General features: G+C 73.1%; 25 protein-coding genes. 15 read left to right on the plus strand and 10 right to left on the minus strand.

Features of this window, described 5'->3' with window-relative positions; translation table 11 throughout:
* Complete coding sequence (locus EJC51_RS41120) at positions 1-582, minus strand: CGNR zinc finger domain-containing protein (protein WP_126275749.1); 582 nt, start codon at positions 580-582, stop codon at positions 1-3.
* A gap of 106 nt (positions 583-688) precedes the next feature.
* Here EJC51_RS41120 and EJC51_RS41125 point away from each other — a divergent pair, with 106 nt between their 5' ends.
* Positions 689-1,690 carry a quinone oxidoreductase family protein gene (locus EJC51_RS41125; protein WP_126275750.1) on the plus strand — a complete coding sequence of 334 codons (1,002 nt, stop codon included), beginning with the start codon at positions 689-691 and terminating at the stop codon, positions 1,688-1,690.
* Position 1,691: 1 nt separating this feature from the next.
* Here the strand turns inward: EJC51_RS41125 and EJC51_RS41130 are convergent, their stop codons facing one another.
* Positions 1,692-2,186: an FBP domain-containing protein gene (locus tag EJC51_RS41130; protein WP_126275751.1), complete on the minus strand. Its 495-nt coding sequence runs from the start codon at positions 2,184-2,186 to the stop codon at positions 1,692-1,694.
* Positions 2,187-2,289: 103 nt separating this feature from the next.
* Here EJC51_RS41130 and EJC51_RS41135 point away from each other — a divergent pair, with 103 nt between their 5' ends.
* From EJC51_RS41135 to EJC51_RS41145, 3 genes are all read left to right on the plus strand, one after another.
* Positions 2,290-3,234 carry a DUF3626 domain-containing protein gene (locus EJC51_RS41135; protein ID WP_126275752.1) on the plus strand — a complete coding sequence of 315 codons (945 nt, stop codon included), beginning with the start codon at positions 2,290-2,292 and terminating at the stop codon, positions 3,232-3,234.
* Positions 3,235-3,309: 75 nt separating this feature from the next.
* Entirely contained in the window at positions 3,310-4,599 is a 1,290-nt protein-coding gene (locus tag EJC51_RS41140) for an ROK family transcriptional regulator (protein ID WP_059194692.1), read from the plus strand.
* Between the two features lie 124 nt (positions 4,600-4,723).
* The gene (locus EJC51_RS41145) at positions 4,724-4,957 is read left to right on the plus strand and encodes a hypothetical protein (RefSeq protein WP_126275753.1); all 234 of its coding nucleotides are present in this window, start codon (positions 4,724-4,726) and stop codon (positions 4,955-4,957) included.
* Between the two features lie 35 nt (positions 4,958-4,992).
* On the opposite strand, the gene EJC51_RS41150 is transcribed toward EJC51_RS41145, so the two are convergent.
* Positions 4,993-6,021 (minus strand): SDR family oxidoreductase, encoded by a 1,029-nt coding sequence (locus EJC51_RS41150; protein ID WP_126275754.1) that lies wholly within the window; start codon positions 6,019-6,021, stop codon positions 4,993-4,995.
* 103 nt (positions 6,022-6,124) lie between these two features.
* Here EJC51_RS41150 and EJC51_RS41155 point away from each other — a divergent pair, with 103 nt between their 5' ends.
* Positions 6,125-6,430, plus strand: a complete 306-nt coding sequence (locus tag EJC51_RS41155) for a helix-turn-helix domain-containing protein (RefSeq protein WP_126275755.1) — start codon at positions 6,125-6,127, stop codon at positions 6,428-6,430.
* Positions 6,427-8,007 carry a helix-turn-helix domain-containing protein gene (locus EJC51_RS41160; protein ID WP_126275756.1) on the plus strand — a complete coding sequence of 527 codons (1,581 nt, stop codon included), beginning with the start codon at positions 6,427-6,429 and terminating at the stop codon, positions 8,005-8,007. Before EJC51_RS41155 ends, EJC51_RS41160 begins: the two co-directional genes overlap by 4 nt.
* A gap of 6 nt (positions 8,008-8,013) precedes the next feature.
* Here the strand turns inward: EJC51_RS41160 and EJC51_RS41165 are convergent, their stop codons facing one another.
* The 3 genes from EJC51_RS41165 to EJC51_RS41175 form a co-directional block, all read right to left on the minus strand.
* Positions 8,014-8,970 carry an SDR family NAD(P)-dependent oxidoreductase gene (locus EJC51_RS41165; protein ID WP_126275757.1) on the minus strand — a complete coding sequence of 319 codons (957 nt, stop codon included), beginning with the start codon at positions 8,968-8,970 and terminating at the stop codon, positions 8,014-8,016.
* Between the two features lie 313 nt (positions 8,971-9,283).
* Positions 9,284-9,940: an HAD family hydrolase gene (locus EJC51_RS41170; RefSeq protein WP_126275758.1), complete on the minus strand. Its 657-nt coding sequence runs from the start codon at positions 9,938-9,940 to the stop codon at positions 9,284-9,286.
* A 40-nt stretch (positions 9,941-9,980) separates the two neighbouring features.
* Entirely contained in the window at positions 9,981-11,021 is a 1,041-nt protein-coding gene (locus EJC51_RS41175) for a PHP domain-containing protein (RefSeq protein ID WP_126275759.1), read from the minus strand.
* Between the two features lie 140 nt (positions 11,022-11,161).
* Here EJC51_RS41175 and EJC51_RS41180 point away from each other — a divergent pair, with 140 nt between their 5' ends.
* Entirely contained in the window at positions 11,162-11,404 is a 243-nt protein-coding gene (locus tag EJC51_RS41180) for a hypothetical protein (protein WP_126275760.1), read from the plus strand.
* Positions 11,405-11,407: 3 nt separating this feature from the next.
* On the opposite strand, the gene EJC51_RS41185 is transcribed toward EJC51_RS41180, so the two are convergent.
* A complete protein-coding gene (locus EJC51_RS41185) occupies positions 11,408-12,637 on the minus strand; it encodes a glycoside hydrolase family 16 protein (RefSeq protein ID WP_126275761.1) in 1,230 nt (409 codons plus the stop codon).
* Positions 12,638-12,799: 162 nt separating this feature from the next.
* Between EJC51_RS41185 and EJC51_RS41190 the strand changes: the two genes are divergently transcribed.
* On the plus strand, positions 12,800-13,573 hold the full coding sequence (locus tag EJC51_RS41190; RefSeq protein WP_126275762.1) for a sulfite exporter TauE/SafE family protein: 774 nt from the start codon (positions 12,800-12,802) through the stop codon (positions 13,571-13,573).
* Positions 13,574-13,576: 3 nt separating this feature from the next.
* On the opposite strand, the gene EJC51_RS41195 is transcribed toward EJC51_RS41190, so the two are convergent.
* Positions 13,577-14,116 (minus strand): VanZ family protein, encoded by a 540-nt coding sequence (locus EJC51_RS41195; RefSeq protein ID WP_126275763.1) that lies wholly within the window; start codon positions 14,114-14,116, stop codon positions 13,577-13,579.
* Positions 14,117-14,334: 218 nt separating this feature from the next.
* On the opposite strand from EJC51_RS41195, the gene EJC51_RS41200 reads away from it, so the two are divergent.
* From EJC51_RS41200 to EJC51_RS41225, 6 genes are read left to right on the plus strand one after another with little or no spacing between them, the layout of a single operon-like run.
* The gene (locus tag EJC51_RS41200; protein WP_126275764.1) at positions 14,335-14,517 is read left to right on the plus strand and encodes a hypothetical protein; all 183 of its coding nucleotides are present in this window, start codon (positions 14,335-14,337) and stop codon (positions 14,515-14,517) included.
* Entirely contained in the window at positions 14,514-14,966 is a 453-nt protein-coding gene (locus EJC51_RS41205; RefSeq protein ID WP_126275765.1) for a monovalent cation/H+ antiporter complex subunit F, read from the plus strand. Before EJC51_RS41200 ends, EJC51_RS41205 begins: the two co-directional genes overlap by 4 nt.
* The gene (locus tag EJC51_RS41210; protein ID WP_126275766.1) at positions 14,959-15,219 is read left to right on the plus strand and encodes a hydrogenase subunit MbhD domain-containing protein; all 261 of its coding nucleotides are present in this window, start codon (positions 14,959-14,961) and stop codon (positions 15,217-15,219) included. The genes EJC51_RS41205 and EJC51_RS41210 overlap by 8 nt, the downstream gene beginning before the upstream one ends.
* Positions 15,216-15,950 (plus strand): hydrogen gas-evolving membrane-bound hydrogenase subunit E, encoded by a 735-nt coding sequence (gene mbhE, locus EJC51_RS41215; RefSeq protein WP_126275767.1) that lies wholly within the window; start codon positions 15,216-15,218, stop codon positions 15,948-15,950. The genes EJC51_RS41210 and mbhE overlap by 4 nt, the downstream gene beginning before the upstream one ends.
* Positions 15,950-16,297 carry a sodium:proton antiporter gene (locus EJC51_RS41220; RefSeq protein WP_126275768.1) on the plus strand — a complete coding sequence of 116 codons (348 nt, stop codon included), beginning with the start codon at positions 15,950-15,952 and terminating at the stop codon, positions 16,295-16,297. The genes mbhE and EJC51_RS41220 overlap by 1 nt, the downstream gene beginning before the upstream one ends.
* Positions 16,297-18,060, plus strand: a complete 1,764-nt coding sequence (locus EJC51_RS41225; RefSeq protein WP_126275769.1) for a complex I subunit 5 family protein — start codon at positions 16,297-16,299, stop codon at positions 18,058-18,060. The genes EJC51_RS41220 and EJC51_RS41225 overlap by 1 nt, the downstream gene beginning before the upstream one ends.
* Here the strand turns inward: EJC51_RS41225 and EJC51_RS41230 are convergent, their stop codons facing one another.
* Complete coding sequence (locus EJC51_RS41230; protein WP_126275770.1) at positions 18,061-18,723, minus strand: DUF4230 domain-containing protein; 663 nt, start codon at positions 18,721-18,723, stop codon at positions 18,061-18,063.
* A 143-nt stretch (positions 18,724-18,866) separates the two neighbouring features.
* Here EJC51_RS41230 and EJC51_RS41235 point away from each other — a divergent pair, with 143 nt between their 5' ends.
* Positions 18,867-20,057 carry a cytochrome P450 gene (locus tag EJC51_RS41235; RefSeq protein ID WP_126275771.1) on the plus strand — a complete coding sequence of 397 codons (1,191 nt, stop codon included), beginning with the start codon at positions 18,867-18,869 and terminating at the stop codon, positions 20,055-20,057.
* 9 nt (positions 20,058-20,066) lie between these two features.
* Here the strand turns inward: EJC51_RS41235 and otr(A) are convergent, their stop codons facing one another.
* Positions 20,067-21,923 (minus strand): tetracycline resistance ribosomal protection protein Otr(A), encoded by a 1,857-nt coding sequence (gene otr(A) / locus EJC51_RS41240; RefSeq protein ID WP_126275772.1) that lies wholly within the window; start codon positions 21,921-21,923, stop codon positions 20,067-20,069.
* Positions 21,924-21,977: the final 54 nt, after the last annotated feature.

The following is a 21,977-nucleotide window of genomic DNA, read 5'->3' on the forward strand; positions in this document are numbered from 1 at the left end:
TCAGGCGCTGCCGACGGCCCGGCTGCGGGACCGGTAGCCGGCGATCTTCGCGAGGTTGCCGCACCGCTCCATCGAGCACCAACGCCGCCGCCGGGCCTGGGAGTCGTCGAGGAACAGCAGGGAACACTCCGGGTTCTCGCACTCCTTGACCCGCGCCATCAGCGGCCCGCTCGCCAGCAGTACGGCGTCCCGCGCGACGGTGGCCAGGGCCGCGCGCGCGGGATGCCTCGCCGTCCAGCGCACCGCGCCCCACTGGGGGGCCAGATCCGGGCGCGCCGCCGTGGCGTTGATCAGCTCGACGTCGGCCGCGTCCGGCGCCTGCCCCGCCATGGCGGCCCGCACGAAGCGATGGACGGCCTCGCGCAGCAGCCGGGCGTCCGCGAGATCCCGCGCGCTCACCCGCACCGGCTCCTCGCCCGCGGCCAGCTCCGCCTGGGTCAGCCAGCGCGCCAGGGCGGCGGTGTCCGGCAGCCGCTCCTTGGGCGTGGCGTGCCGTTTGCCGAGCGTGGCGACGAAGTTCAGACAGGGGCGGCCCCCGATGAACGGGAAGACGAGATCGGGGTCGGGGCTGTGGGCGGTCACGACGTCGAGCCTACCCGCAGCGGACCAGCCCTTGACACCCCTTGAACCAGTGTCGCAGGGTGACACCTGTTCAAGTGGTGTCAGCGACGTGTGAAAGCGGTGGGGTATGCGTGCGGTGCGGATCGACGAGTTCGGCGGGCCCGAGGTGCTGGTCGAGGTCGAGGTGCCGGAGCCGGTGCCGGGACCGGGGGAGGTGCTCGTACGGGTCGCGGCGGCCGGCGTGAACCGCGCCGACGCCCTCGTGAGGCGGGGTGTCTACCATCGCGCCGGCAAGCCCCCGCTGATTCCGGGCGCCGAGGCGTCCGGTGTGATCGCCGAGGTGGGGGAGGGGGTGGAGGGGCTCGCGGTCGGGCAGCGGGTCGTCGCCCTGGACGCCGGGAAGTCCCCCGGCTTCTATGCCGAGTTGGCTGTGGTGCCCGCCACCCAGGTGGTCGTGCTGCCCGACGGCGTGGGCCTGGTCGAGGCGGCCGCGCTGCCCGTCGCGTGGCTCTCCGCCTGGTACTGCGTACGGCATCTCGCCCAGGTCGGCAAGGGCGACACCGTGGTGGTGAAGGCGGCGGCGAGCGGGGTCGGTACCGCGGCCGTGCAGATCGCCGCCGACGCGGGGGCCCGGGTGATCGCGCTCGCCGGATCGGCCGAGAAGGCCGCCTGGGCGGCGGAGTTCGGGGCGGACGCCGTCGTCGACACCTCCGTGCACCCCGGTGACGCCGAGGTCGAGGAGGTGCTGCGGCTGACCGACGGGCGCGGTGCCGAGGTCGTCCTCGACACCGTCGGGGGCGCGTCCTTCGGCCGGAGTCTGCGCCAGGTCGCGCAGGGCGGCCGGGTCGTCGCGCTCGCCAACGTGGCGCTGGAGCCCAGCACGATCGACACCCGCGACTTCTACCCGAAGAACGTGACGATCCACGGCTTCCAGCTCACCAACCGGCAGTTGCAGGGCTACGACCCCCGGGCCGACCTGCGGGAACTGGCCGACCGGGTCGCCGCGGGCGTCTACCGCGTGCCGGTCGAGACGGTGCTGCCGCTCGCGCAGGCGCGCGCGGCGCACGAGCGGCTGGAGAACAGGGCGAACCGCGGCAAGATCGTGCTGGCCGTGGGCGCCCTGGACTGAGTCAGGCGTCCAGTTTGTCGAGGAAGGCGGACAGATTGCCCGTGGTGCGGGCGATCTGCTCCTCCAGCGTCAGGCTCTCCTCGATCCGCAGCGTGCTCTGCGGCACCTTCTTGCCCCGGACGTAGAGCGAACAGGCCAGGTCGGAGCACATGTACAGGCCGACCGAGTTGCCGTCGCGGCCGGCCGCGCCCGCCTTGCGGGCGGTCATCAGCGCGACGCCGCCGCCCGGGTGGGTCGTCAGGCACAGCGAGCACATGCTGCGGTGCAGGAAGCCGCGGTGCGCGGACGCGAGCCGCATGCTCAGGGCGACGGGCCGCCCTCGCCGCTCGGTGACCAGGTAACTGCGGTCCGGCGCTCCGGGATCTCGCCAGCCGAGGAAGTCCAGGTCGTCCCAAGGGCGTTCGTCGAGATCGCGCGGCACGGCCAGGCGCTTGGCCTCTCCTTTGGAGCAGTTGACGAAAGCATTGCGGATGTCGTGCTCGGTCAGTGATCTCATGGAAGAGCCTCCTTGGGAGTCTTGCTTTAGGTGAAATGTGGGGGCGAATTGCCTAGTGACCCTAGGTTCTGCCAGGGTAGTCGACCCCACCGAGGAGGAGCCAGTGAATTTCGAGGGCGTTCGGTCACCCCGGGCGCGGGCGGCGCTGCGGCACGTGGCGGCACTGTCGTCGGGGCCGGCCGTCGACCCCGACGTACGCATCACGCTGAACTTCCACCCCGACCGGCTGACCGGCGGGCTGCCCATCCTGGAGGCGCTGCTGCGGGACGGCACCTACCACTCCCAGTTCGTGACGGGCACGAGCAACGGCGGCCTGACTGCGCACCCCGGCGGCGACCGCTGGCGCTGGGAGAGCCGCATCTTCGGCGGCGCCTACGACGAGGCCGCGCCGCACGACCGGCCCGTGTACGGCGCGCTGAACTTTCGCCGGCAGGTCGTCGGCGCGGCCCCGCGGTTCGGCTCCTCGCACTTCCGGCTGACCGGCGCCGCGCTGCCCCGGGCCACCTTCTGCTACCCCGACAGTGCCGCCGAGCCCGCCCACTTCGGTGTGGCCGCCGGGATGTCCCTGATCGCCCTGGCCGAGGCGGACGACCAGGACGCCCTCAACGACTACATCGAGGCCCAGATCCACGGCGGCGTCACCCTCGCCGGGGACGTGGAGGCGCTAGTGCTGGACGCCTGCTACCGCGGCACGCCCGTCGAGGCGGCGGCCCGGCTGCTGCCCTGCCCCGTCGAGTGGCACCCCGGATACCGGCTGAGCGTGCCGGAGCTGCGCCGGCGCGCGCATTACCGGGGTGAGGAGTACGCGGAACTGGGCGCCCGGATCGCCGAGGGCGGCCACATCGACCCGAGGCTCATCGGCGACGCCGCCCGCACCGGCGGCCACGACCTCCAGGACCTGAAGATGGTCTGGCACACCCTCGCCCGCTACGGCGCCCCGGAGGGTGCGGGCACCGCCAGCGGCGTCGGTGACGACCGCGCGTCGGCCGGCCACACCCCGGACGGCACCACCCCGGAGGCCCCCGTCATAGTTCACATCGTGAATTAAGAGGGTGGGGAAAGTCGCCTTCCGTGCCCCCGCAGCGGTATGTTGCAGGTCGGACAGGGGTCGGAGGGGAGCCACATGGCGGGGCGGAACGGGCGTACGGTACGCGATCTGAGGCGGGCCAACCGGACAGCCGTGCTGCAACGGCTCTACTTCGACGGGCCCCTCAGCCGCTTCGAACTCGGCCCGGCGACCGGCCTCAGCTCCGGCTCGGTCAGCAACGTCGTCGCCGATCTCGTCGCCGACGGCCTGCTGGAGGAGGCGGGCAGCGTCGACTCCGACGGCGGCCGCCCCCGCACCCTGCTGCGCGTGGCCCCCGGCAGCGGCCACATGATCGGCGTCGACGTCGGCGAGACCCGGGTCCGCGTCGAGCTGTTCGACCTGACCCTCACCGAACTGGCCCGCGCCGAACGGCCGTTGACCCAGCAGCGCTACGACGTCGAGGTCATCGTCGGCCACATCCGCGACGGCGTCGCCGAGGTCCTCGCCGACGCGGGCATCGCCCCCGAGCAGCTCCTCGGCGTCGGCATCGGTGTCCCCGGCATCGTGGAGCGCACCCCGGAGCGCGGAGCGGTGGTGCACGGCCAGACCATCGGCTGGGACGCGGTCCCGCTGGAGGCACTGCTGCGCTCGACCTCCCGACTCCCCGACACCGTCCGCTACTTCATCGACAACGGCGCCAAGACCCTCGGCCAGGCCGAGATGTGGTTCGGCGGCGGACGCGGCGCGCACAACGCGGTCGTCGTCCTCTTCGGCTCCGGCGTCGGCGCCTGCCTGGTCACGCCCGAGGTGGAGAACGGCCGGGCGGTCGAGTGGGGGCATCTGACGGTACGGGTGCGGGGCCGCCGCTGCCGGTGCGGCGCGCTCGGCTGCCTGGAGGCGTACGCGGGCGCCGAGTCGCTGCTCGACCGCTGGCGCGAGGAGGGCGGCCGGCCCCCCGAGGGCACCGACGAGGAGACGGCACTGACCGCGATGCTCGCCGCCGCCTACCCGGCCGACGACAGCGCCGCCGACCCGGTCGCGCTGGCCGTGCTGGAGGAGACCGCCGAGTACCTGGGCGCGGGCCTGTCCGACCTGATCAACCTCTTCCAGCCCGAGCGCATCCTCATCGGCGGCTGGGCGGGCCTCCAGCTGGGCACCCGCTTCCTGCCCGCCGTGCGCCGCCACGCGGCCTCGTACGCCCTGCGGCACCCGGCCGAGAAGGTCACCATCGACCTCGGCCGGCTCGGCCCCGACGCGGTCACCGTCGGCGCCGCGATCCTGCCGCTGGCGGACTTCTTCGCCCGCGGCGGGCGCCGCCCCGAACCCGCCCCCGAGGGCCCGCACCCCGCCTGGCGCACGGCCCTGGAGGAGCGGAGTCCGCACTGACGGCCCGTACGCCGGTCACCTGGGGGAGCTGCCCCGCACTGAGGCCCGCGGGCCGGTCACCGGGTTTCACCGGCGACCGGCGGAGGTACTCGCGTGTCTCCGTACGACGCGAAGGGAGGACGCCATGGCCGACAAGCACCGCCGAGGTCCGGACGGCGAACCCGTCCCGAGGGATCTGCCGGACCAGGTGGCCGGTGAGGGCGAGGACCGCTGGGACGCGACCCCCGACCTGTCCGACGAGGACGAACCCGCCACCGACGTCCCCGACACGGACGAGGCGGGCACGGGCCGCCAGGGCGCCCCGCACTCCACCAACGTCCACCCCGAGCATCCGGAACCGCAGGAGCCCTCGGGCTGAGGGCGGCCGTCAGCCCGTGCGGGGCGGGTACGGGCTCAGCCCGCCTTGCGCCCCCGCATCGGCTCCGTGCCCGCGCCGGCTCCCTGCTGGAGCCCCTTCAGGAACTCCTCCAGCACCTCGGTCGCCGTGTGGTCCGGGCGCCAGCGGAGTTCTGTGCGGGCGCGGGTGCAGTCCATCAGGGGCAGGCGCAGGACCGCGTCGAAGAGGTGCGGGGAGGCGGGCAGCAGGTGCAGGCCCCAGGCCGCGGCGATCGCCGAGCGGGCCGCGGTGCGGGGCAGGCGGACCGGGCGGGCGCCGAGCAGCTCGCCCAGCAGCTCCGCGTCCACCAGCGGCTCCGCCGCGAGGTTGAAGGCGCCTCGGGCCTCTGAGCGCAGGGCGAGCCGGTACGCCTTGGCCGCGTCGTCCGTGTGCAGGGCCTGCACCCGCAGGCCCGGGATGTCCGGCAGGAACGGCAGCAGCTCCGGGCGGACCAGCGGCCCGGGCAGGAAACGGCCGCCGAAGATGCGGCGCTGCTCGCTCGCCGACTCCCGTTTGAACAGGAACGCCGGCCGCATCCGCACCACCCGCACCTCCGGGTGGTCGCGCTCGAACGTGTCCAGGGCCCGCTCCAGATAGGCCTTCTCCCGGCAGTACGCGGCGTCCGGCCAGCCGTGCGTCGGCCACGACTCGTCCACGGCCTCGTCCTTCGGACCCGGCGAGTACGCACCGACCGACGACGTGTGCACCAGCGTCGGCACCTTGGCCGCGGCCACCGCCTCGAACACCCGGATGGACCCCAGGACGTTGGTGCGCCAGGTCGCCGCCGGATCGTGCGTCGGCTGGAACGCCCAGGCCAGATGCACCACGGCGGACGCACCGGTGAACTCCGCCGCCAGATCCGTCTCCTCGGCGGACAGGTCGACCGTGACCCAGTCCGTCTTCGGCGGCGACCACTCAGGGGCCCGACGCGCCAGCCCCACCACGGAACCGACGTCCGGATCCTCCGACAGGAGCCGCACCACACTGGTGCCGACGTTGCCGGTGGCGCCCGTGACGACGATCCTGCTGCCCGTTGTGCTGCTCACCTTCGGCTCCTCTCGGGCCTGCGCTGCGGGGGAGCACCCGAGTACCCGGGCAGCCGCACCCGACGCGCTCATGCGCCAATGGCATGCTTCATACGATGAACGCATGAGGCCGGGTAGGGTTGGCGGGGTGGGACTGTCCTTGGGAGAACGGGTGAGGTCGTCGGTGGCCGCGTTGATGCACGCGACGGGTGAGTCACAGGCGGACGTCGCCGTCGCGCTCGGCGTGAGCCAGGCCCAGGTGAGCCGCCGCCAGTCCGGCAGCGCCGCCTGGAGCCTGGCCGACTGCGACGCGCTCGCCGCGCACTTCGGCATCGACGTCCTCGACCTCCTCGCCGGACCCACCCGGGCCTGCGAGACCCTGCCCGTACGCAAGCGCCGCGCCGGTGGCCCGAGGGCGGTGGCCCGATGACGGACTTCGACGCGATCGACGCCCTGCTGGCCGGCGCCCGCCAGGAAGTGCCGCTGCCGCCGGTCGACGTACGGCGCGCCCTGCGCGAAGGCCTCAGCCTCTCCCGCGCCCAGGTGGCCCAGGCCCTCGGGGTGAGCCCCTCGACCGTCGGCGGCTGGGAGGCGGGGCGGGACCCGAGCGGGGAGGTGCGCGAGAAGTACGCGTACTTCCTGGAAGGTGCCCAGGCCAAGCTGGCGGACCGGTCGGAGGAGGCGGCGGCCGAGGAGGACGTGGAGCCCGCGACCGCCGAGGACGAGACGGGCGAGTCCGACGACGTCGAGTCCGACGAGGTCGAGGCCCTCGCCGCGCCCCGGCCCTGCGTTCTGTGCGGCACGCCCGCCCACCAAGAGGTCGCCGGATTCCCGCAGCATCTCGATCCGGCCGACTGCGGTACGACGACACCGGCGGCGCCCGCTCCGGAACCCGAGCCGGAGAAAGAGCCCGCCCAAGCCACCGAGCCCGCTCACGCCGCCAAACCTGCTTACGCCGCCAAGCCCGCCCACGCCACCAAGCCAGCCCACGCCGCCAAGCCCGTCCGCGTCGTCCCCGTAGGACGCCGTATGCAGGCCGCCTCCCAGGAACCCGACCTCATCGCCTCCGCCGTCGCGGGCGCCCTCGCCCAGCACGGCGGGGACCTGGAGGCCGCGACCGCGGCGCTGGTGAAGAAGGCCATCCCGGACGCCATGGCGCTGCTGGACGAGACCCGCAAGGGCGGCCGGTACGACGTCGTCGCGCACCCCTGGATCCCGGACATCCTGCGCAAGCAGACCGCCCGGGGCGCCGACCGCATCTGGGAGGCCCGCCCCAAGTGGGCCCGCACCGAACTCCCCCCGGGCCTGCACGAGGTGACCGCGCTCGACATCAACGGCGCGTACCTGTCGGCGCTCAAGACCCATCTGCCGATCGGCCAGTTGGAGCACTCCACCGGCTTCGACCACGACCGCCGCCGCGCGGGCGTCCATCTGATCACCCCGCCGGCCTGGGACCACGAGGCCGAGCTGCCGAACCCGATCGGCAACCGCGACGAGCCCGGCCCGCTCTGGGTCACCGAACCGACCCTGCGGCTGCTGCTGCGCCTGTCGGGGCCGAAGTACGGGCTGTGCGACCCGCCGGAGATCCACGAGTCGTTCACCTCGGGCGCCACCGAGGGCCTGCTGGAGAAGTTCCGGGTCGCGTTGAAGGAGGCCCGGGACCGGGCGATCGCCGAGGGCGACGACGTGACGCTGGAGTACGTGAAGGCGATGTACTCCAAGTTCGTCTCCACCATGGGGGAGTCGAACTACAACCGGGAGCTGTACCGCCCCGACTGGATGCACCTCATCCGCTCGCAGGCCTTCGCCAACCTCTGGATGAAGGCGTTCAAGGCCCACGAGGAGGGCCTCACGGTCGTCCGCGCCATGGGCACCGACGAGCTCCATGTGATCGGTGACTGGCGGCGGGTCTTCCCGGAGGGCCGCGGGGTCTCCGAGGTGAAGGTCAAGGACACGTACACCGTCGGCGAGGAACCCGACCCCGCGGCCGCGGGAGAGGACGACTGAGGTTGCCTAGAAGGCGTTCACGCCCGTCAGCTCCGCCGACAGCTCCCACAGGCGCGCCGCCTGCTCCGGGTCGGTCGCCCAGGCCTTGACGCCGCCGCTCACATCGCCGTCGACGGCGGGCTCGGCGATGTCGCAGTCCTCCAGGTAGACCCCGCCCATGCCGTCCAGCTGCGGCGACGTCGCCGCCCACACCTGGGTGGCCGCGCCCTGCTCCGGGGTCTTGAAGGAGCCGGGGTTGAGGAGGGTGCCGTCCTCGTCGATCCAGCCGCGCTCGATCATCTCCTCCTTGGGGATGTGGCGCTGGAGCGGGGTGTGGATGCCGCCCGGGTGGAGGGAGAAGGCGCGCACGCCCTGGTCGGCGCCGAGCCGGTCGAGGTGGACGGCGAACAGGACGTTCGCGGTCTTCGCCTGGCCGTACGCCTCCCACTTGTCGTAGCCCTGCCGCCAGTGGACGTCGTCCCAGCGCATCCCGGAGAAGTGGTGGGCGCGCGAGGACACCGAGACCACGCGGGCGCCGCCGGGCGCGATCGCCGGCCACAGCCGGTTGACGAGGGCGAAGTGACCGAGGTGGTTGGTGGCGAACTGGGCCTCCCAGCCGGGGCCGACCCGGGTCTCGGGGCAGGCCATGATCCCGGCGTTGTCGATCATCAGGTCGATGGTGCGGCCGGAGGCGAGGAAGCGTTCGGCGAAGGCGCGGACGCTGTCCAGGTCGCCGAGGTCGAGCGTGTCCACCTCGGCGCCGTCGATGACCGCCAGGGCCTCACGGGCGGTGTCGGGGCGGCGGGCCGGGACGACCACGCGGGCGCCCGCCTTGGTGAGCGCACGGGTGGTCTCCAGGCCGAGTCCCGAGTAGCCGCCGGTGACGACCGCGAGCTTCCCGGAGAGGTCGATGCCGGCGAGGACGTCGTCGGCCGTGCTGTGGGCGTCGTATCCCGAACCGATCTTGTGCTGTGCAGTGCTCATGCTCGGAACGCTACGAATTGGAGTGCGCTCGAAGTCAAGCGCGCGCCGGACCGGTACGGGCATCGGGCAAGAGGAAGCCCCGACCGGACGGGGGAATCACGGTCGGGGCGGTCTGTGGTGGGCACGGACGGTGGTCGCCTCTCGGCGAAAGGCTCCACAGGGCTTCAGCCGAACGATCGTCCCTGTGGGCAAAAGGTGAGGCCCGGGGACACTGTCCCGTCCGTACCCACGTGTCGTTCAACGGGCAACCACCCTTGGGTGTTCCCCGGGCTGTCGCGTTATGGCGTGAGGTGCGTCACTGGCCGAACGGGAGTCAGGCGAACGGGCTGTCCGCCAGCGAGGAGAGCAGGTCGGCGGGGTCGTCGTAGACCGCCTCCGCGCCCGCCCCGACGAGGTCGGCGCGCGGGATGCCGCCGCACAGGACGCCCACGCAGCGCACCCCGGCCCGGCTGCCCGCCTGCATGTCCCAGACCGTGTCGCCGACGAAGACCGCCCGCTCGGCGGGGACGCCCGCCAGTTCCAGGGCGTGCTCGACCGGTTCCGGGGCGGGTTTGCCCTCGGTGACGTCGTCGGCGCTGGCGGTCGCCTTGATCGCGTCGTCCGCGCCGATCGCGCGGCGCAGCGCGGACAGCTCCGCACCGCCGGCCGAGGTCGCGAGCACCACCGTCCAGCCGTCGTGGTCCAGGCGCCGCAGCAGCCGTCCGGCGTCCCGCAGCGCGGGCAGCCGGTCGAAGTACTGGCCGTAGAGGGCCTTGTGCGCGGCACTGAGCTGCTCGTCCTGGTCCTTGTCCCGGTCGTCGCCGAGCAGATGCGCGATCAGATCCTCGGAGCCGAGCCCCACCGCACGGTGCACGGCGTGCATCGGCACCTGGTGTCCCGCCTGGCGGAAGGCCTCCCACCAGGTCGTCACATGCAGATGGTTGGTGTCGACGAGTGTGCCGTCGACGTCGAACACGGCCGCCCGTTCCATGCGCCCCGTCCTTTCCTCGCTTCACCGCACGGGTACCACCTCACGAGCCGATCACTCGGGACGGCGTCCGGCGCTCCCGGGTCCAGGCCAGCAGCTCCTCCAGCGACCATGTGGTGATCACCCGTTCGGCGGGCACCTCGCACTCCTCGGCGCGGGCGCAGCCGAGGATCTGCCAGTCGAGCTGCCCGGGTGCGTGCGCGTCGGTGTCGATCGAGAAGAGCGTGCCCGCGGCCACGGCCCGGCGCAGCAGCCGGCGGGGCGGGTCGAGCCGCTCAGGCCTGCTGTTGATCTCCACCGCCGTACCGGACTCCGCGCACGCGGCGAACACCTCGTCCGCGTCGAACTCCGACTCCGGCCGCCCGCGCCCGGTGACCAGGCGTCCGGTGCAGTGCCCGAGGACGTCCGCGTGCGGATTGCGTACGGCGGCCACCATGCGGCGGGTCATCGAGCGGGCGTCCATGCGCAGCTTGGAGTGCACGGAGACCACGACCACGTCGAGCCGCTCCAGCAGCTCCTCCTCCTGGTCGAGCGAGCCGTCGTCGAGGATGTCGCACTCGATGCCGGTGAGCAGCCGGAACGGCGCCCAGCTCGCGTTCAGCTCCGCCACCACGTCCAGCTGCTCGCGCAGCCGCTCGGGGGAGAGGCCGCGGGCCACGGTGAGGCGCGGGGAGTGGTCGGTGAGCACGGCCCACTCGTGGCCCAGCTCCGCCGCCGTCCGGCCCATCTCCTCGATCGGGCTGCCCCCGTCCGACCAGTCGGAGTGGAGATGGCAGTCGCCGCGCAGCTGGGCCCGCAGCTCCTCGCCGCCCCGGACGGCCGGCCGTTTCGCCGCCTCGTCCTCCAGTTTCTGGAGGTATCCGGGCACCCGCCCGGCCAGCGCCTCGACCGCCACCTGCGCGGTCTTCGGGCCGACTCCCTTCAGCGCCTCCAGCGTCCCCGCGGCCGCCCGCTCGCGCAGCTCCGCCTCGGGCAGGCCGGCCAGCACCCGGGCGGCCGTACGGAAGGCACGCACCCGGTACGAGGGCGCGAGGGACCGCTCCAGCAGGAAGGCGATCCGGTCCAGCGCCGCCACGGGCTCCATCGCCACCTCCTCGGCCGCGGTCCCTTCCAGGGTTCCCCGGCCCGCAGGAGAGCGCACGGCGAGCCCTTCGGGACATCCAGGACAACTCGTACGGATCCCGTACGGTTCGCCGATCCGGAATGCGTTCTACGCTCTATTGCATGACCGAAGTCGCGAGCCCGCACATCTCCCATCCGCGGATCCTGGTGCTCGGGGTCCAGCCCGGAACGCCGCCGTTCCGCATCGTGGAGATCGACGGAGAAGTGGTCGGTGAGGCGAAGACCGTCACCGACGTCCTGGAGGCCGCCGCCGCGTTCGGCATCACGGTCCACGACCTGGACGACCCGGACGTGGTCCGCTGGGTGGGCGGCGACAAGTTCACCTGGACCCGGCACCGGCCCTGACGGTCAGCCGACCGTCCATTTCTGGTTGGCGCCGCCGGTGCAGGTCCAGATCTGCAGCCGGGTGCCGTTGGCCGAGCTGTTGCCGGTCACGTCCAGGCACTTGTCGGCCTGCGGGTTGACGATGTCGTGCGCGGCGGTGACGGTCCAGCGCTGGGCGGCGGTGCCGTTGCAGTCGTAGAGCTGTACGGCGGTCCCGTCCGCGGTGCCGCCGCCCGTCACGTCCAGGCACTTGCCGAGCGCGCGGAGCGTGCCGTCGGCGCCGGCGGTCCACTGCTGGGCGGCGGTGCCGTTGCAGTCGTAGAGCTGTACGGGGGTGCCGTTGGCGGGGTTCGCGCCGGCGACGTCGACGCACTTGCCGGCGAGGCCCCTGATCGCGGCGCCGGTGGCGGTGTCGCCGGTGGTCACCGAGACGTGGTCCACCACCAGCTGCTGCGGGAAGGCGGTGGAGCCGTCGGGGTCGCCGGGCCAGTAGCCGCCGACCGCGAGGTTCAGGATCAGGAAGAACGGCTTGTTGAACACCCAGGTGCGGCCCCCCAGGTCGGCCGGGGTGCGCCGCTGGTAGACGGTGCCGTCCACGGACCAGGTGATCGAGTCCGGTGCCCAGTCGACGGCGAAGGTGTGGAAGGCGTCCGCGAAGGCCTGCCCGCCCGGGAGGGAGTACGCGGCGCCGATGCCGCCCGAGCCGGAGTAGCCGGGGCCGTGGATCGTGCCGTGCACGGTGGCGGGCTCGAAGCCGACGTTCTCCATGACGTCGATCTCGCCGGAGTCCGGCCAGTTGACCGGGGTGCCGAGCATCCAGAACGCCGGCCACATGCCCTGCCCGCGCGGGATCTTCATGCGCGCCTCGACGTGCCCGTACTGCGCGGTGAACTTCCCCGAGGTGTTCAGCCGGGCCGAGGTGTACTGGCAGGTGCCGTACCAGCACTGGTAGTTGGCGGGGTTCTCGCGGCGGGCCGTGATGACCAGATGGCCCTGGCCGTCGAGGGCCGCGTTCCGGTTGCCCGCCGTGTAGTACTGCCGTTCGTGGTTGTTGACGTTGTCGCCGGTCTCGATCTGCCACTTCGAGGTGTCGACGGAAGCGCCGGCGGGGCCGTCGAAGGTGTCGGAGAAGACCACCGCCGCGGCTGCCGCGGCCGGCTCCTCCGTGCGCGCCTGCGCGGTGGCGGCGGAGGCCATGAGGACGGCTGACAGGGTGGCGAGCAGGCACTTCCGGAGCAGGCGTGGGGCTGCCACGGCTCTCCCTTCAGAGGTGGGGGTGAAGGCGTCGCCTCTTGATTTAAGAAGTGAGATAAGAGCCCGTCAATACCTTGGTACGGACCAGGAGTTGAAAGGTGTGGCCCCCGTTGCCGGGACACTTCGGCCGGCGCCGAAGCCTCCGGTTCCTAAGATCGCCCCATGGAAGGCCTCGGAGAGATACTCGCCGTCCTCGCCGCGGGCGTCGGCGCCGGTGCCGTCAACGCCGCCGTCGGGTCGGGCACGCTCATCAGTTTCCCGGTGCTGCTCGCGACCGGCCTGCCCCCGGTGACCGCCACCGTCTCCAACGCGCTCGGCCTGGTCCCCGGCTCGATCAGCGCCGCCATCGGATACCGCAGGGAACTCGCCGGACAGCGCGGCCGGGTGCTCAAGTGGAGCGCCGGCGCCGTGCTCGGCGGACTGACGGGGGCCATGCTGCTGCTGGTCCTGCCGGCCGCGGCGTTCGAGACGATCGTGCCCGTGCTGGTGGGCCTCGCGCTCGTGCTGGTCGCCCTCCAGCCGCTGATCGGCCGACAGCTCCGCGACCGCCGCGCCCGCACCGGCCGGACCGCGGTGCGGGCCGACGGCGGTCCGCCGCTGCTCGTCGGGCTGACCCTGGCGAGTGTCTACGGCGGCTACTTCTCCGCCGCCCAGGGGATCATCTACGTCTCCCTGATGGGCCTGCGCCTCGACGACGGTCTGCAACGCCTCAACGCCGTCAAGAACGTCCTCGTCGCCCTGGTGAACACCGTCGCCGCGCTCTTCTTCCTCTTCGCCGCCGACTTCGACTGGACGGCCGTCGCGCTGCTCGCGGTCGGGTCCGCCGCCGGCGGTCAGATCGGGGCCGCGGCAGGCCGCCGGTTGCGTCCGGCGGTCCTGCGCACCCTCATCGTGGTGGTCGGCACCGTGGCCATCGTCCAGCTGTCGACGCGCTGACCCTCAGCGGTGCACCGCCCGGCTCAGCCGCCGCCCCAGCAGCAGATACCCGATCAGCGCGCCGGTGGTGTTCAGGATGACGTCGTCGATGTCGAAGGCCCGCCCCGTGATCAGCGCGCCCTGCGCGAACTCCACCATCAGCATCACGACGGCCGTCAGCAGCAGCACCCGCAGCACCCCGCGCGTCCGCGGCGCAACGATCGGCACCAGGACGCCGAACGGAACGCCCAGCAGCAGGTTGCCGCCGATCTGCTTGACGGCGTCCCGCAGTTCGGGCTGGTCGAGATAGGCCCGCAGGGAGCGGCCCGGGTGCAGATTGGTGTGGGTCAGCGCCTCCGACGCGGGCGACGGCTCCAGGGTCAGCCGGGCCAGCACCACCGCGAACGCGACCATGAAGGCGAACGCGGCCACCATCGCCACCAGGCGGCGGACGACCGCGAGGGGGCTGCGCCGCGGTTCGGCTGCCGGTTCGGGGTCGGGTTTGTCGGACTTGGAGGTGCGCAGGCGGAACGCGGAACGCGGACGTAGCGCTGCTCTGGCCATGCGATCCTCCAGTCTTCAACTTCCCTGTGTCGTAAGGCGATTACCCCCGAACCCGCCGAGAATGCGGTGCCGCCCGGTCCGGTCGTGGACGCCCGCGGTTTCCCTTCGTACGGGCGGGGCACTCCGGGCTGAGACCCGCGCGCGCCGCCGCCACCCGTCCCCGGGACGGTGTTTGGATGGCGCGCAAGCCGTGCCGGCAGGTCCCGAGGAGGTGGCGCATGAACCGGCGTACGACACTCCTCATCGCGGCCGAGGCCCTGGCCTGGTGGTGCGTGCTCGCCGCGCTGTGGCTGGTCCTCATCAGCACCGTGGACACCTTGGAACGCGTGGTCGGCGCGAGCGCCGCGGGCGTGGCGGCGCTCGCGGCCACCGCCGCCCGGCGGGTGGTGAGCGCCCGGTGAACGGCTGGATCCTCGCCGCGACCGTCGCGCTCGGCGCGGGCCTGGGCACCACCCTGTGGGGAGTCGCCACCGGCCCGCTGCGCCGCCGGGTGGTGGCCCAGAACATGTCGACCGCGCTGGCCTGCCCGGCCCTCCTGCTGCTCTCCCAGGGATACACCCGGCCGTCGTACGTCGATCTCGCCCTGGTGCTCGCGCTGCTCGGCCCCGTCGGCACCCTCGTCTTCGCCCGGCTGCTCGCCGGCGAACTGGCCGACGACCCGCCCCGCGCCTGGGGCGTGACCTGGGTGGTCGCCGGGTTCGGCGCCGTGGTCGTCGGGATCGTGTGCGCGGCCACCGGGCCGAGCCGGGCCATGGTGAAGCTCCTCGTGATCGGGGCGCTGCTGATCGCCGGCAACGTCGTCGCCTCCCGCGCGCTGTCCGGCGGGTTCCCCGGGGCCGGCCGTGGCTGACGCCGTGATCGCCGTCGTCCTCCTGCTGGTCGGCGCCACCGCCACCACGGCCGTCGCGGTCCGCGACCCGGAGCGCCAGGCGCTCGTGCTGTCCGTCCTCGGCGTCGTCCTCGCCGTGCTGTTCACCGTCCTCCAGGCGCCCGACGTGGGCCTGTCGCAGCTCGCCGTGGGCTCCGCGCTCACCCCGCTGTTGCTGCTGCTGACGGTCCGCAAGGTCAGACGGCGCGCCCGAGGCGAGGAGCGCCAGGAGTGAGCCGGCGCGCCCGGCTGTGGCTCGTGGCCGTCGGCGGCGGCGCCCTCGCCGCGCTGCTCGTGGCCGCCTGCCTCGATCTGCCGGCCTTCGGCGGCACCCGGCACCCGTACGGCGACCGGGCCGTGCGCGAGTCCCTCGCCCGGCACACCGCCAACACCATCGCCTCGATCAACTTCGACCAGCGGGCCTTCGACACCCTAGGCGAGATCAGCATCCTGTTCGCGGCCGTCCTCGGCTGTGTGGTCCTGCTGCGCCAGACCCGCGACGAACACCGCGCCCGCCCCGAACCCGAGCCTGTTGCCCTCCCGGTGCGCCGCTACGCCCTCGCCGTGCTCCCCGTCGCCCTGCTCACCGGCCTCTACGTCGTCGCCCACGGCCAGCTCAGCCCCGGCGGCGGCTTCCAGGGCGGCGTCGTCGCCGCGACCTCCCTGCACCTGCTCTACCTGGGCGCCGACTACCGCGCCCTGGAACGCATCCGCCCGGTCGGCCTCTACGAGGTCGGCGACGCGCTCGCCGTCTCCGCCTACCTCGTCACCGGCCTCGCGGGCCTGATCGGCGGCACCGCCTTCCTCGCCAACACGCTGCTGCCGTACGGCACCTTCAACACGCTGTCCTCCGGCGGCACCGTTCCGCTGCTGAACGCCGCCGTCGGCATGGAGGTCGCCTGCGCGGTCGTGGTGCTGCTCGCCCGCTTCCTGGACCAGGCCGTCGAGATCGAGAAGGGGAAGTGATGGGCGTCCTGCCGTACCTCGTCGCCGTGTGGATCTTCCTGGTCGGCTGCTACGGCCTCGCCACCAGCCGCAATCTGATCCACGCCGTCGGCTGTCTGTCCGTGTGCCAGTCCGCCACCTACGTCCTGCTGCTGGCCGTCGGCTACCGCGACGACGCGACCGCGCCGGTCTTCTCCGATGTGAAGCCCGGCTCCCGGCCGGTCGTCGACCCCGTCGTCCAGGCGCTGACCCTGACCGACGTCGTGGTCGGCGCCACCGTCACCGCGCTGCTGCTCGCCCTCGTCGTACAGGTCTCCAAGCGGCACGGCACGGTCGACCCCGACGCACTCTCGGAGCTGCGCGGCTGATGAACGACCTGCTGCCGCTCCTCGTCGCCGTCCCCCTGCTCGGGGCCGCCCTGCTGGTCGCCGGGGGCCGCCGGCTGCCCCGTGTCGTCGCCGAGTCCACCGGCTGCGCGGTGTCGGCGGGTACGGCCGCCCTCGCGATCGTGCTGCTGCTCGACTCCTCGCCGCCCATGGTCGAGTGGGCCGGCGGCTGGGTGCCCGTGAACGGCCAGAGCGTCGGCATCGTCCTCGTCGGCGACGGGCCCGGGCTCGGCATGGCCGCGCTCGCCTCGCTGCTCACCCTCGCGGCGCTCGCGTACTCCTGGCACTACTTCGACGAACCCCCGCGCCGGCACGCGGGCTCGTTCCCCGCGCTGATGCTGCTCTTCCAGGCCGGCATGTGCGGCTTCGCACTCGCGGGCGACCTGTTCAACGCCTTCGTGTGGTTCGAGCTGATGAGCGTGTGCGCCTACGCCCTCACCGGCCACCGGGTGGAGGAGGCCAAGGCGGTGCAGGGCGCCCTGACCTTCGCCGTCATCACCTCACTGGGCGGCTACGCCCTGCTGATGGGCATCGGGCTGCTGTACGCCCGCACCGGCGAGCTGGCGCTCACCCAGATCGGGCGCGGCCTCGACGCACACGGCCCGCCCGACGCGCTCGTCCTCGGCGCCTTCGTTCTCGTCCTCACCGCGCTGCTGGTGAAGGCCGCCGCCGTCCCCTTCCACTTCTGGCTCCCCGACGCCCACGCCGTCGCCCCCACCCCGGTGTGCATGCTGTTGTCCGGCGTCATGGTCGAACTCGGCACCTACGGCGTGTGGCGGGTGTACGGCACCGTGTTCTCCGGACCCGGCGGCGTCCCGGCCGCCGACCTGCACCGGCTGCTCGTCGTCCTCGGCGTGCTCACCGCCGCGGTCGGCGCCGTCATGTGCTGGTACCAGCGCCACATCAAACGCCTGCTCGCCTACTCGACCGTCGCCCACACCGGCCTGTTCCTCATCGGCATCGGCCTCCTCAAGCCCGAGGCCGACGACGGCGTCGCCCTGTACCTGCTCGGCCACGCCGGAGTGAAGGCCGCGCTGTTCGCCTGCACCGGCATCCTCCTCGACCGCTACGGCAGCGTCGACGAACACGCCCTGCACGGCAGAGCGCGCCAACTCCGTGGTGTCGCCGTGCTGTTCACCCTCGGAGCCCTCGGACTCGCCGGGCTGCCGCCCTTCGGCACGGCGCTCGGCAAGGCCGTCACCGAGGAGGCCGCGGGTGGCCCCCTCACCGTGCTCTACGTCGCCGCCAGCGCCGTCACGGCCGGTGCCGTCCTGCGCGTCGCCGCCCGCGTGTTCCTCGGGCTCGGGCCCAGGCCGTCCGACGACGGCGGCTACGAGACGACCGGCTCCGGCGAGGAGCCCGAGACGGGGCAACGGCTGCGCTGGGTCCCCGGCACGATGACGGCGGTCCCGGCGCTGCTGCTCGCCGGGTCGCTCACGGTCGGCGTGGCACCCGGCTTCGGCGACGTGGTCGCCCACGCCGTGAACGAAGCCGGGTCCGGCGGGGTCGTGGTGGCCCCGGTGCACTGGACGCCGCTCGGTGTCCTGCTGGGGGTCACCTCGACGCTGCTGGCCATGGGCCTGGCCGCGGTGGCGGTCACCCGCCCGAAGCTGCTCGCCGCCCCGGGCTGGGCGCTGCCGCTGCGCCGGCTGCAGTCCGGGCACATCGGGGACTACGTGGCCTGGCTGCTGGTCGGCGCCGGACTGCTCGGGGCGCTGGCCCTGCCGGGCATCCTGGCCTCCTGATCAGGCCTTGTAGGTGACCTTCACCTCCTTGAAGCCGAGCGAGCGCAGCAGACCTTCCAGCATGTCCGTGGTGTTCTTCTCGGCGCGCCCGGTCAGCGCGCTGTCCTTGGCCGCGTCGCGGATGTGCTTCACCGCGAGCTTCTGCACGGCCTGCTCGCTGTTGGGGTTGTCCGAGAACAGATCGCCCAGGCGGTCCAGGAAACCCCGCTGCTTCGACACCGCGTAGGAGCGGTCCGCGTCCAGGGCGGGCTTGCCGAGCTGCGCGTGCGGCAGCACCAGCGTGGCGGACGTACGGTCGTCATTGACCTGCACGTCGTTCTCGCCCACCTTGCCGAGGTCCACGAAGGCGTCGACGGTGCCCGCCCCGACGTACAGGGTGCGGGTGCCGCGGATCGCGTCGGGCAGGTACTTGGCGTCCTTCTCCAGGTCCACCACGACCTGGAAGTTGCCGGAGGCGGCGTCGTACCGGCTGATGTCCTGGATGGACTGGAGCAGAGCGGGCCCCGAACGGTCATGGGTCTCGGTGCCGAACAGGTCCTTGAGGCCCGGGAGCACGCTGAAGCGGATACCGGCGAAGAACACGACGAGCACCAGAACGACGGCACTCACCAGCTTCGCCCAGCCGGGCATGCGTTTGGACATGCGCCTGATGGGAGTCGTCATGCGACGGCCCTCCTTCCTCCTTCAACGAATGCCCCCCAAAGCCCTTGGCAGACCGGGGCGTTGGCCGATTGGCGCCGCTGACGGGGGCACGGGCGGCGCACTAGCGTGGAAAGCCGTCCCCATCGGCGCTTCTGGAGAACCGGATGAGTGCGCAGAGCGCGTCCCGGCCGTTACGTCCCATGCATCGCATCAGCCTTCCCGAGTCCGGGCCGCCCCGGCTCGTCACCCTCGCCACCGGCACCCCGGTGTGGCTCGTGACCCGGTACGCCGAGGTGCGCCAGGTGCTCATGGACCCCCGGTTCGACCGGCGGTCGCTGCACGCGGAGAACGCCCCTCCGCTGCTCGTCGTACCGAACCTGCTCGACGACCCCAATGGGCTGATCAACCAGGACGGCCCCGCCCACCAGCGGCTGCGCGGCACCGTCCAGCGGGCGTTCACCCCGCGGGCCATCGCCCGCTGGCGGCCCTGGGTGGGGTCCGTGGTGGCCTCGCTGCTCGACGACTTCGCGGCCCGGCCCCGACCCGCCGACATCGTCGAGGGGTTCACCCGGCCGCTGCCCGTGTCCGTGATCTGCCGGCTCATGGGGCTCGACCACCTGGACCGCGACCGCATCCGCCACTGGGCCGACCACGCCCTGTCCGGCGGGGCTCACACGGCCGAGGAGGTCGTGGCGGCGATGACCGAGTTCGGCGTCTTCGCCGCCGGACTGATCGCCGAGCGGCGCAAGGAGCCGGGCGACGACCTGGTCAGCGGCCTGGTCGCGGCCGGTGACGAACTGGGCATCGAGGAACGGCAGTTGATCACCCTCACGCTGGGGCTGGTGGTGGCCGGGCACGAGACCACCATGAGCGCCCTCGGCAACGCCGTCGTCTACCTCCTCACCGACGGACGCGACGGCTGGCCGCTGCTCGCCCGCGACGAGGAGGCGGCGGCGACCGCGGCCGAGCAGCTGCTGCGCACCGTGCCGCTCAGCGAGGGGCGGGTGCTGCCCGGTCTGATCCGGCGCGCGGTGGCGGACGTCGAGGTCGGCGGGGTGCTGATCCCCGCGGGCGGCGTGGTCGCCGTCCAGACCAACTCCGCCGGCCGCGACCCCGACGTCTTCCCACCGGGGCCGCCCGACCTGTCCGCGCCCCTCACCTCGCCCGGCATCGCCTTCGGCGCCGGACCCCACCACTGCCTCGGCGCCTGGCTGGCCCGGCTGGAACTCGAACTCGCCCTGCACCACCTGGCCGCCCGCTTCCCGGGGCTACGGGCCGAGTTCACGCCGGAGACGATCGAGTGGCGGGTGGGCCAGATGACCCGCAGCCCCTCGCGGCTGCCGGTGTCGTGGTGACAACGCCGGTCAGTGCGAGCGCAGTTCGCGGTCGCCCGACGTACGGGACCACCACATCCCCTCCCCGTGCGTGAGCCCCGGCAGTCGCAGCTCCATCTCGCGCACCCGCCGGGCCGGCAGCTCGCCGGTGATCACCCATGCCGTGCTGCCGCCGGTCGTGCCGGTGAACTCCGCTCCCAGCGAGGCGAGGTGCGCGGTCACCGGCGCCAACGCGTCGAGCGGGACCTCCGTCTCGAAGGCGTGGTACGGCTCGTACAGCCGCGTCCGTGCCCGCTCCAGGGCGCGGCGCAGCACGTACGGGGTGAGCGCGCGGAAGTCCCCGGCCGTGCTGAGCGGGGCGACGAAACCGGAGCGGATCAGGGTGACCCGGTAGTCCGTCACGGCCGCGCCGTTCAGTCCGGTGCGCATGCTCGTGTGCACGGTGTCCTCGACGGCCTGGTGGAAGGCCCGGGGGAGGGCGCCGAGTTCGGTCTCGTAGGTGAACACCCCGCCGGAGCCGCGCTCGCCCGGTGCCACGCGCACCCCGATCGTCGCCCAGTGACGGGTGCCGTCGAGCCAGGGATTTGCCTCCCAGGCCTCGCCGACCCCGCGCGGGCGCTCCAGGAACCGCACCCGGCCCGGTGCGAACTCCGCCTCGATGCCGTGGTCCTGGGCGAGGACGGCCGCCAGCACCTCCATCTGGACCTCGCCGTAGAGGAGCAGCGCGGTGCCGCCGTCGGCCGCCGGGCTGGCGTGGATCAGCGGGTCCTGGTCGGCCAGGACGAGCAGCGCGGAGCGGAGCCGGGCCGCCTGGTCGGGGCGTCGGGCGGTGACCATGGTCTCCAGGGTCGGCGGCGCGAACTGGGCCTCCTGCTCGGTGAGTTCACCCAGCCGGTCGCCCACGCGGACGCCCGCGAGGCCGGTCAGCGCCGCGATGTTCCCGGCGGTGAGGGGACCGCTGCCGCCGATGACGTCCAGGCGGGTCACCCGGCCGGAGACCTCCGCGGTGCGGCCGTCGGCGTCGCGCCGCAGCAGCGTGAGCTTCTGACGCTCCGTCACCTCACCGTCGTAGAGCCGGAGAAACGCCGTGCGCTCGCCACCGGGTCCGGGCCGGACGGCGAACACCGTGCCGCGCGGCGGGCCGCCCACGGCGGTCGGTGCCGGCGGGACGAGCCGGACCAGGGCGTCGACCAGGTCGCCGACGCCCTCGCCGCCGAGCGCGGAACCGAAGAGGACGGGGTGGAAGGTGCCGTCGGCGGTGTGTGCGGCGAGGGCCTTGTGCAGGTCGGCCGGGGTGGGCGCCGGGCCGTCGACGACCGCCGCGAGGATGTCCGGGTCGACGTCGGCGAGGGGCTCGGCCAGGGAGGCGAGCGGCACCGCGGTCACGCGGGCCCTCGGGGTGCCGATGTCCCGGACCGTGGTGAGCGGCGCGACGTGCGGCGTCAGCAGCCGCCGGACGTCGTCGAGCAGACCCTCCGCGCGGGCGCCCGCCCGGTCGACCTTGTTGACGAAGACGAGCGTGGGCAGCCGTAGTCGGCGCAGGGTGCGCATCAGGACGCGGGTCTGCGCCTGGACGCCCTCCACGGCGGAGAGCACCAGGACCGCGCCGTCCCGGACCGCCAGGGCGCGCTCGACCTCGGCGATGAAGTCGGAGTGCCCGGGGGTGTCGATGAGGTTGACCTGGGTGTCGCCGACCGTGAAGGCGGCGACGGCCGAGCGGATGGTGATGCCGCGCTGCCGCTCGATCGCCCCGTCGTCCGTACGGGTGTCACCGGCGTCGACGCTGCCGAGCCGGTCGATCGCGCCGTGGTCGAACAGCAGCCGCTCGGTGAGGCTGGTCTTACCGGCGTCGACGTGGGCCAGAATTCCGATGTTCAGGGTGTGCATGCGTAGGTGAGTCCTCGAGAACCGTGGGCCTGTGGAGGGGCTGGGGGATTCCGA

It is taken from the genome of Streptomyces aquilus (assembly GCF_003955715.1).
Taxonomy (GTDB): Bacteria; Actinomycetota; Actinomycetes; order Streptomycetales; family Streptomycetaceae; genus Streptomyces; species Streptomyces aquilus.

Coding starts and splice junctions, on each gene's coding strand:
- EJC51_RS41125 (WP_126275750.1), top strand. CDS start 689: ATGCGTGCGGTGCGGATCGACGAGTTCGGCGGGCCCGAGGTGCTGGTC.
- EJC51_RS41130 (WP_126275751.1), bottom strand. CDS start 2,186: ATGAGATCACTGACCGAGCACGACATCCGCAATGCTTTCGTCAACTGC.
- EJC51_RS41140 (WP_059194692.1), top strand. CDS start 3,310: ATGGCGGGGCGGAACGGGCGTACGGTACGCGATCTGAGGCGGGCCAAC.
- EJC51_RS41145 (WP_126275753.1), top strand. CDS start 4,724: ATGGCCGACAAGCACCGCCGAGGTCCGGACGGCGAACCCGTCCCGAGG.
- EJC51_RS41155 (WP_126275755.1), top strand. CDS start 6,125: ATGAGGCCGGGTAGGGTTGGCGGGGTGGGACTGTCCTTGGGAGAACGG.
- EJC51_RS41160 (WP_126275756.1), top strand. CDS start 6,427: ATGACGGACTTCGACGCGATCGACGCCCTGCTGGCCGGCGCCCGCCAG.
- EJC51_RS41165 (WP_126275757.1), bottom strand. CDS start 8,970: ATGAGCACTGCACAGCACAAGATCGGTTCGGGATACGACGCCCACAGC.
- EJC51_RS41170 (WP_126275758.1), bottom strand. CDS start 9,940: ATGGAACGGGCGGCCGTGTTCGACGTCGACGGCACACTCGTCGACACC.
- EJC51_RS41175 (WP_126275759.1), bottom strand. CDS start 11,021: ATGGAGCCCGTGGCGGCGCTGGACCGGATCGCCTTCCTGCTGGAGCGG.
- EJC51_RS41180 (WP_126275760.1), top strand. CDS start 11,162: ATGACCGAAGTCGCGAGCCCGCACATCTCCCATCCGCGGATCCTGGTG.
- EJC51_RS41190 (WP_126275762.1), top strand. CDS start 12,800: ATGGAAGGCCTCGGAGAGATACTCGCCGTCCTCGCCGCGGGCGTCGGC.
- EJC51_RS41195 (WP_126275763.1), bottom strand. CDS start 14,116: ATGGCCAGAGCAGCGCTACGTCCGCGTTCCGCGTTCCGCCTGCGCACC.
- EJC51_RS41200 (WP_126275764.1), top strand. CDS start 14,335: ATGAACCGGCGTACGACACTCCTCATCGCGGCCGAGGCCCTGGCCTGG.
- EJC51_RS41220 (WP_126275768.1), top strand. CDS start 15,950: ATGGGCGTCCTGCCGTACCTCGTCGCCGTGTGGATCTTCCTGGTCGGC.
- EJC51_RS41225 (WP_126275769.1), top strand. CDS start 16,297: ATGAACGACCTGCTGCCGCTCCTCGTCGCCGTCCCCCTGCTCGGGGCC.
- EJC51_RS41230 (WP_126275770.1), bottom strand. CDS start 18,723: ATGACGACTCCCATCAGGCGCATGTCCAAACGCATGCCCGGCTGGGCG.
- EJC51_RS41235 (WP_126275771.1), top strand. CDS start 18,867: ATGAGTGCGCAGAGCGCGTCCCGGCCGTTACGTCCCATGCATCGCATC.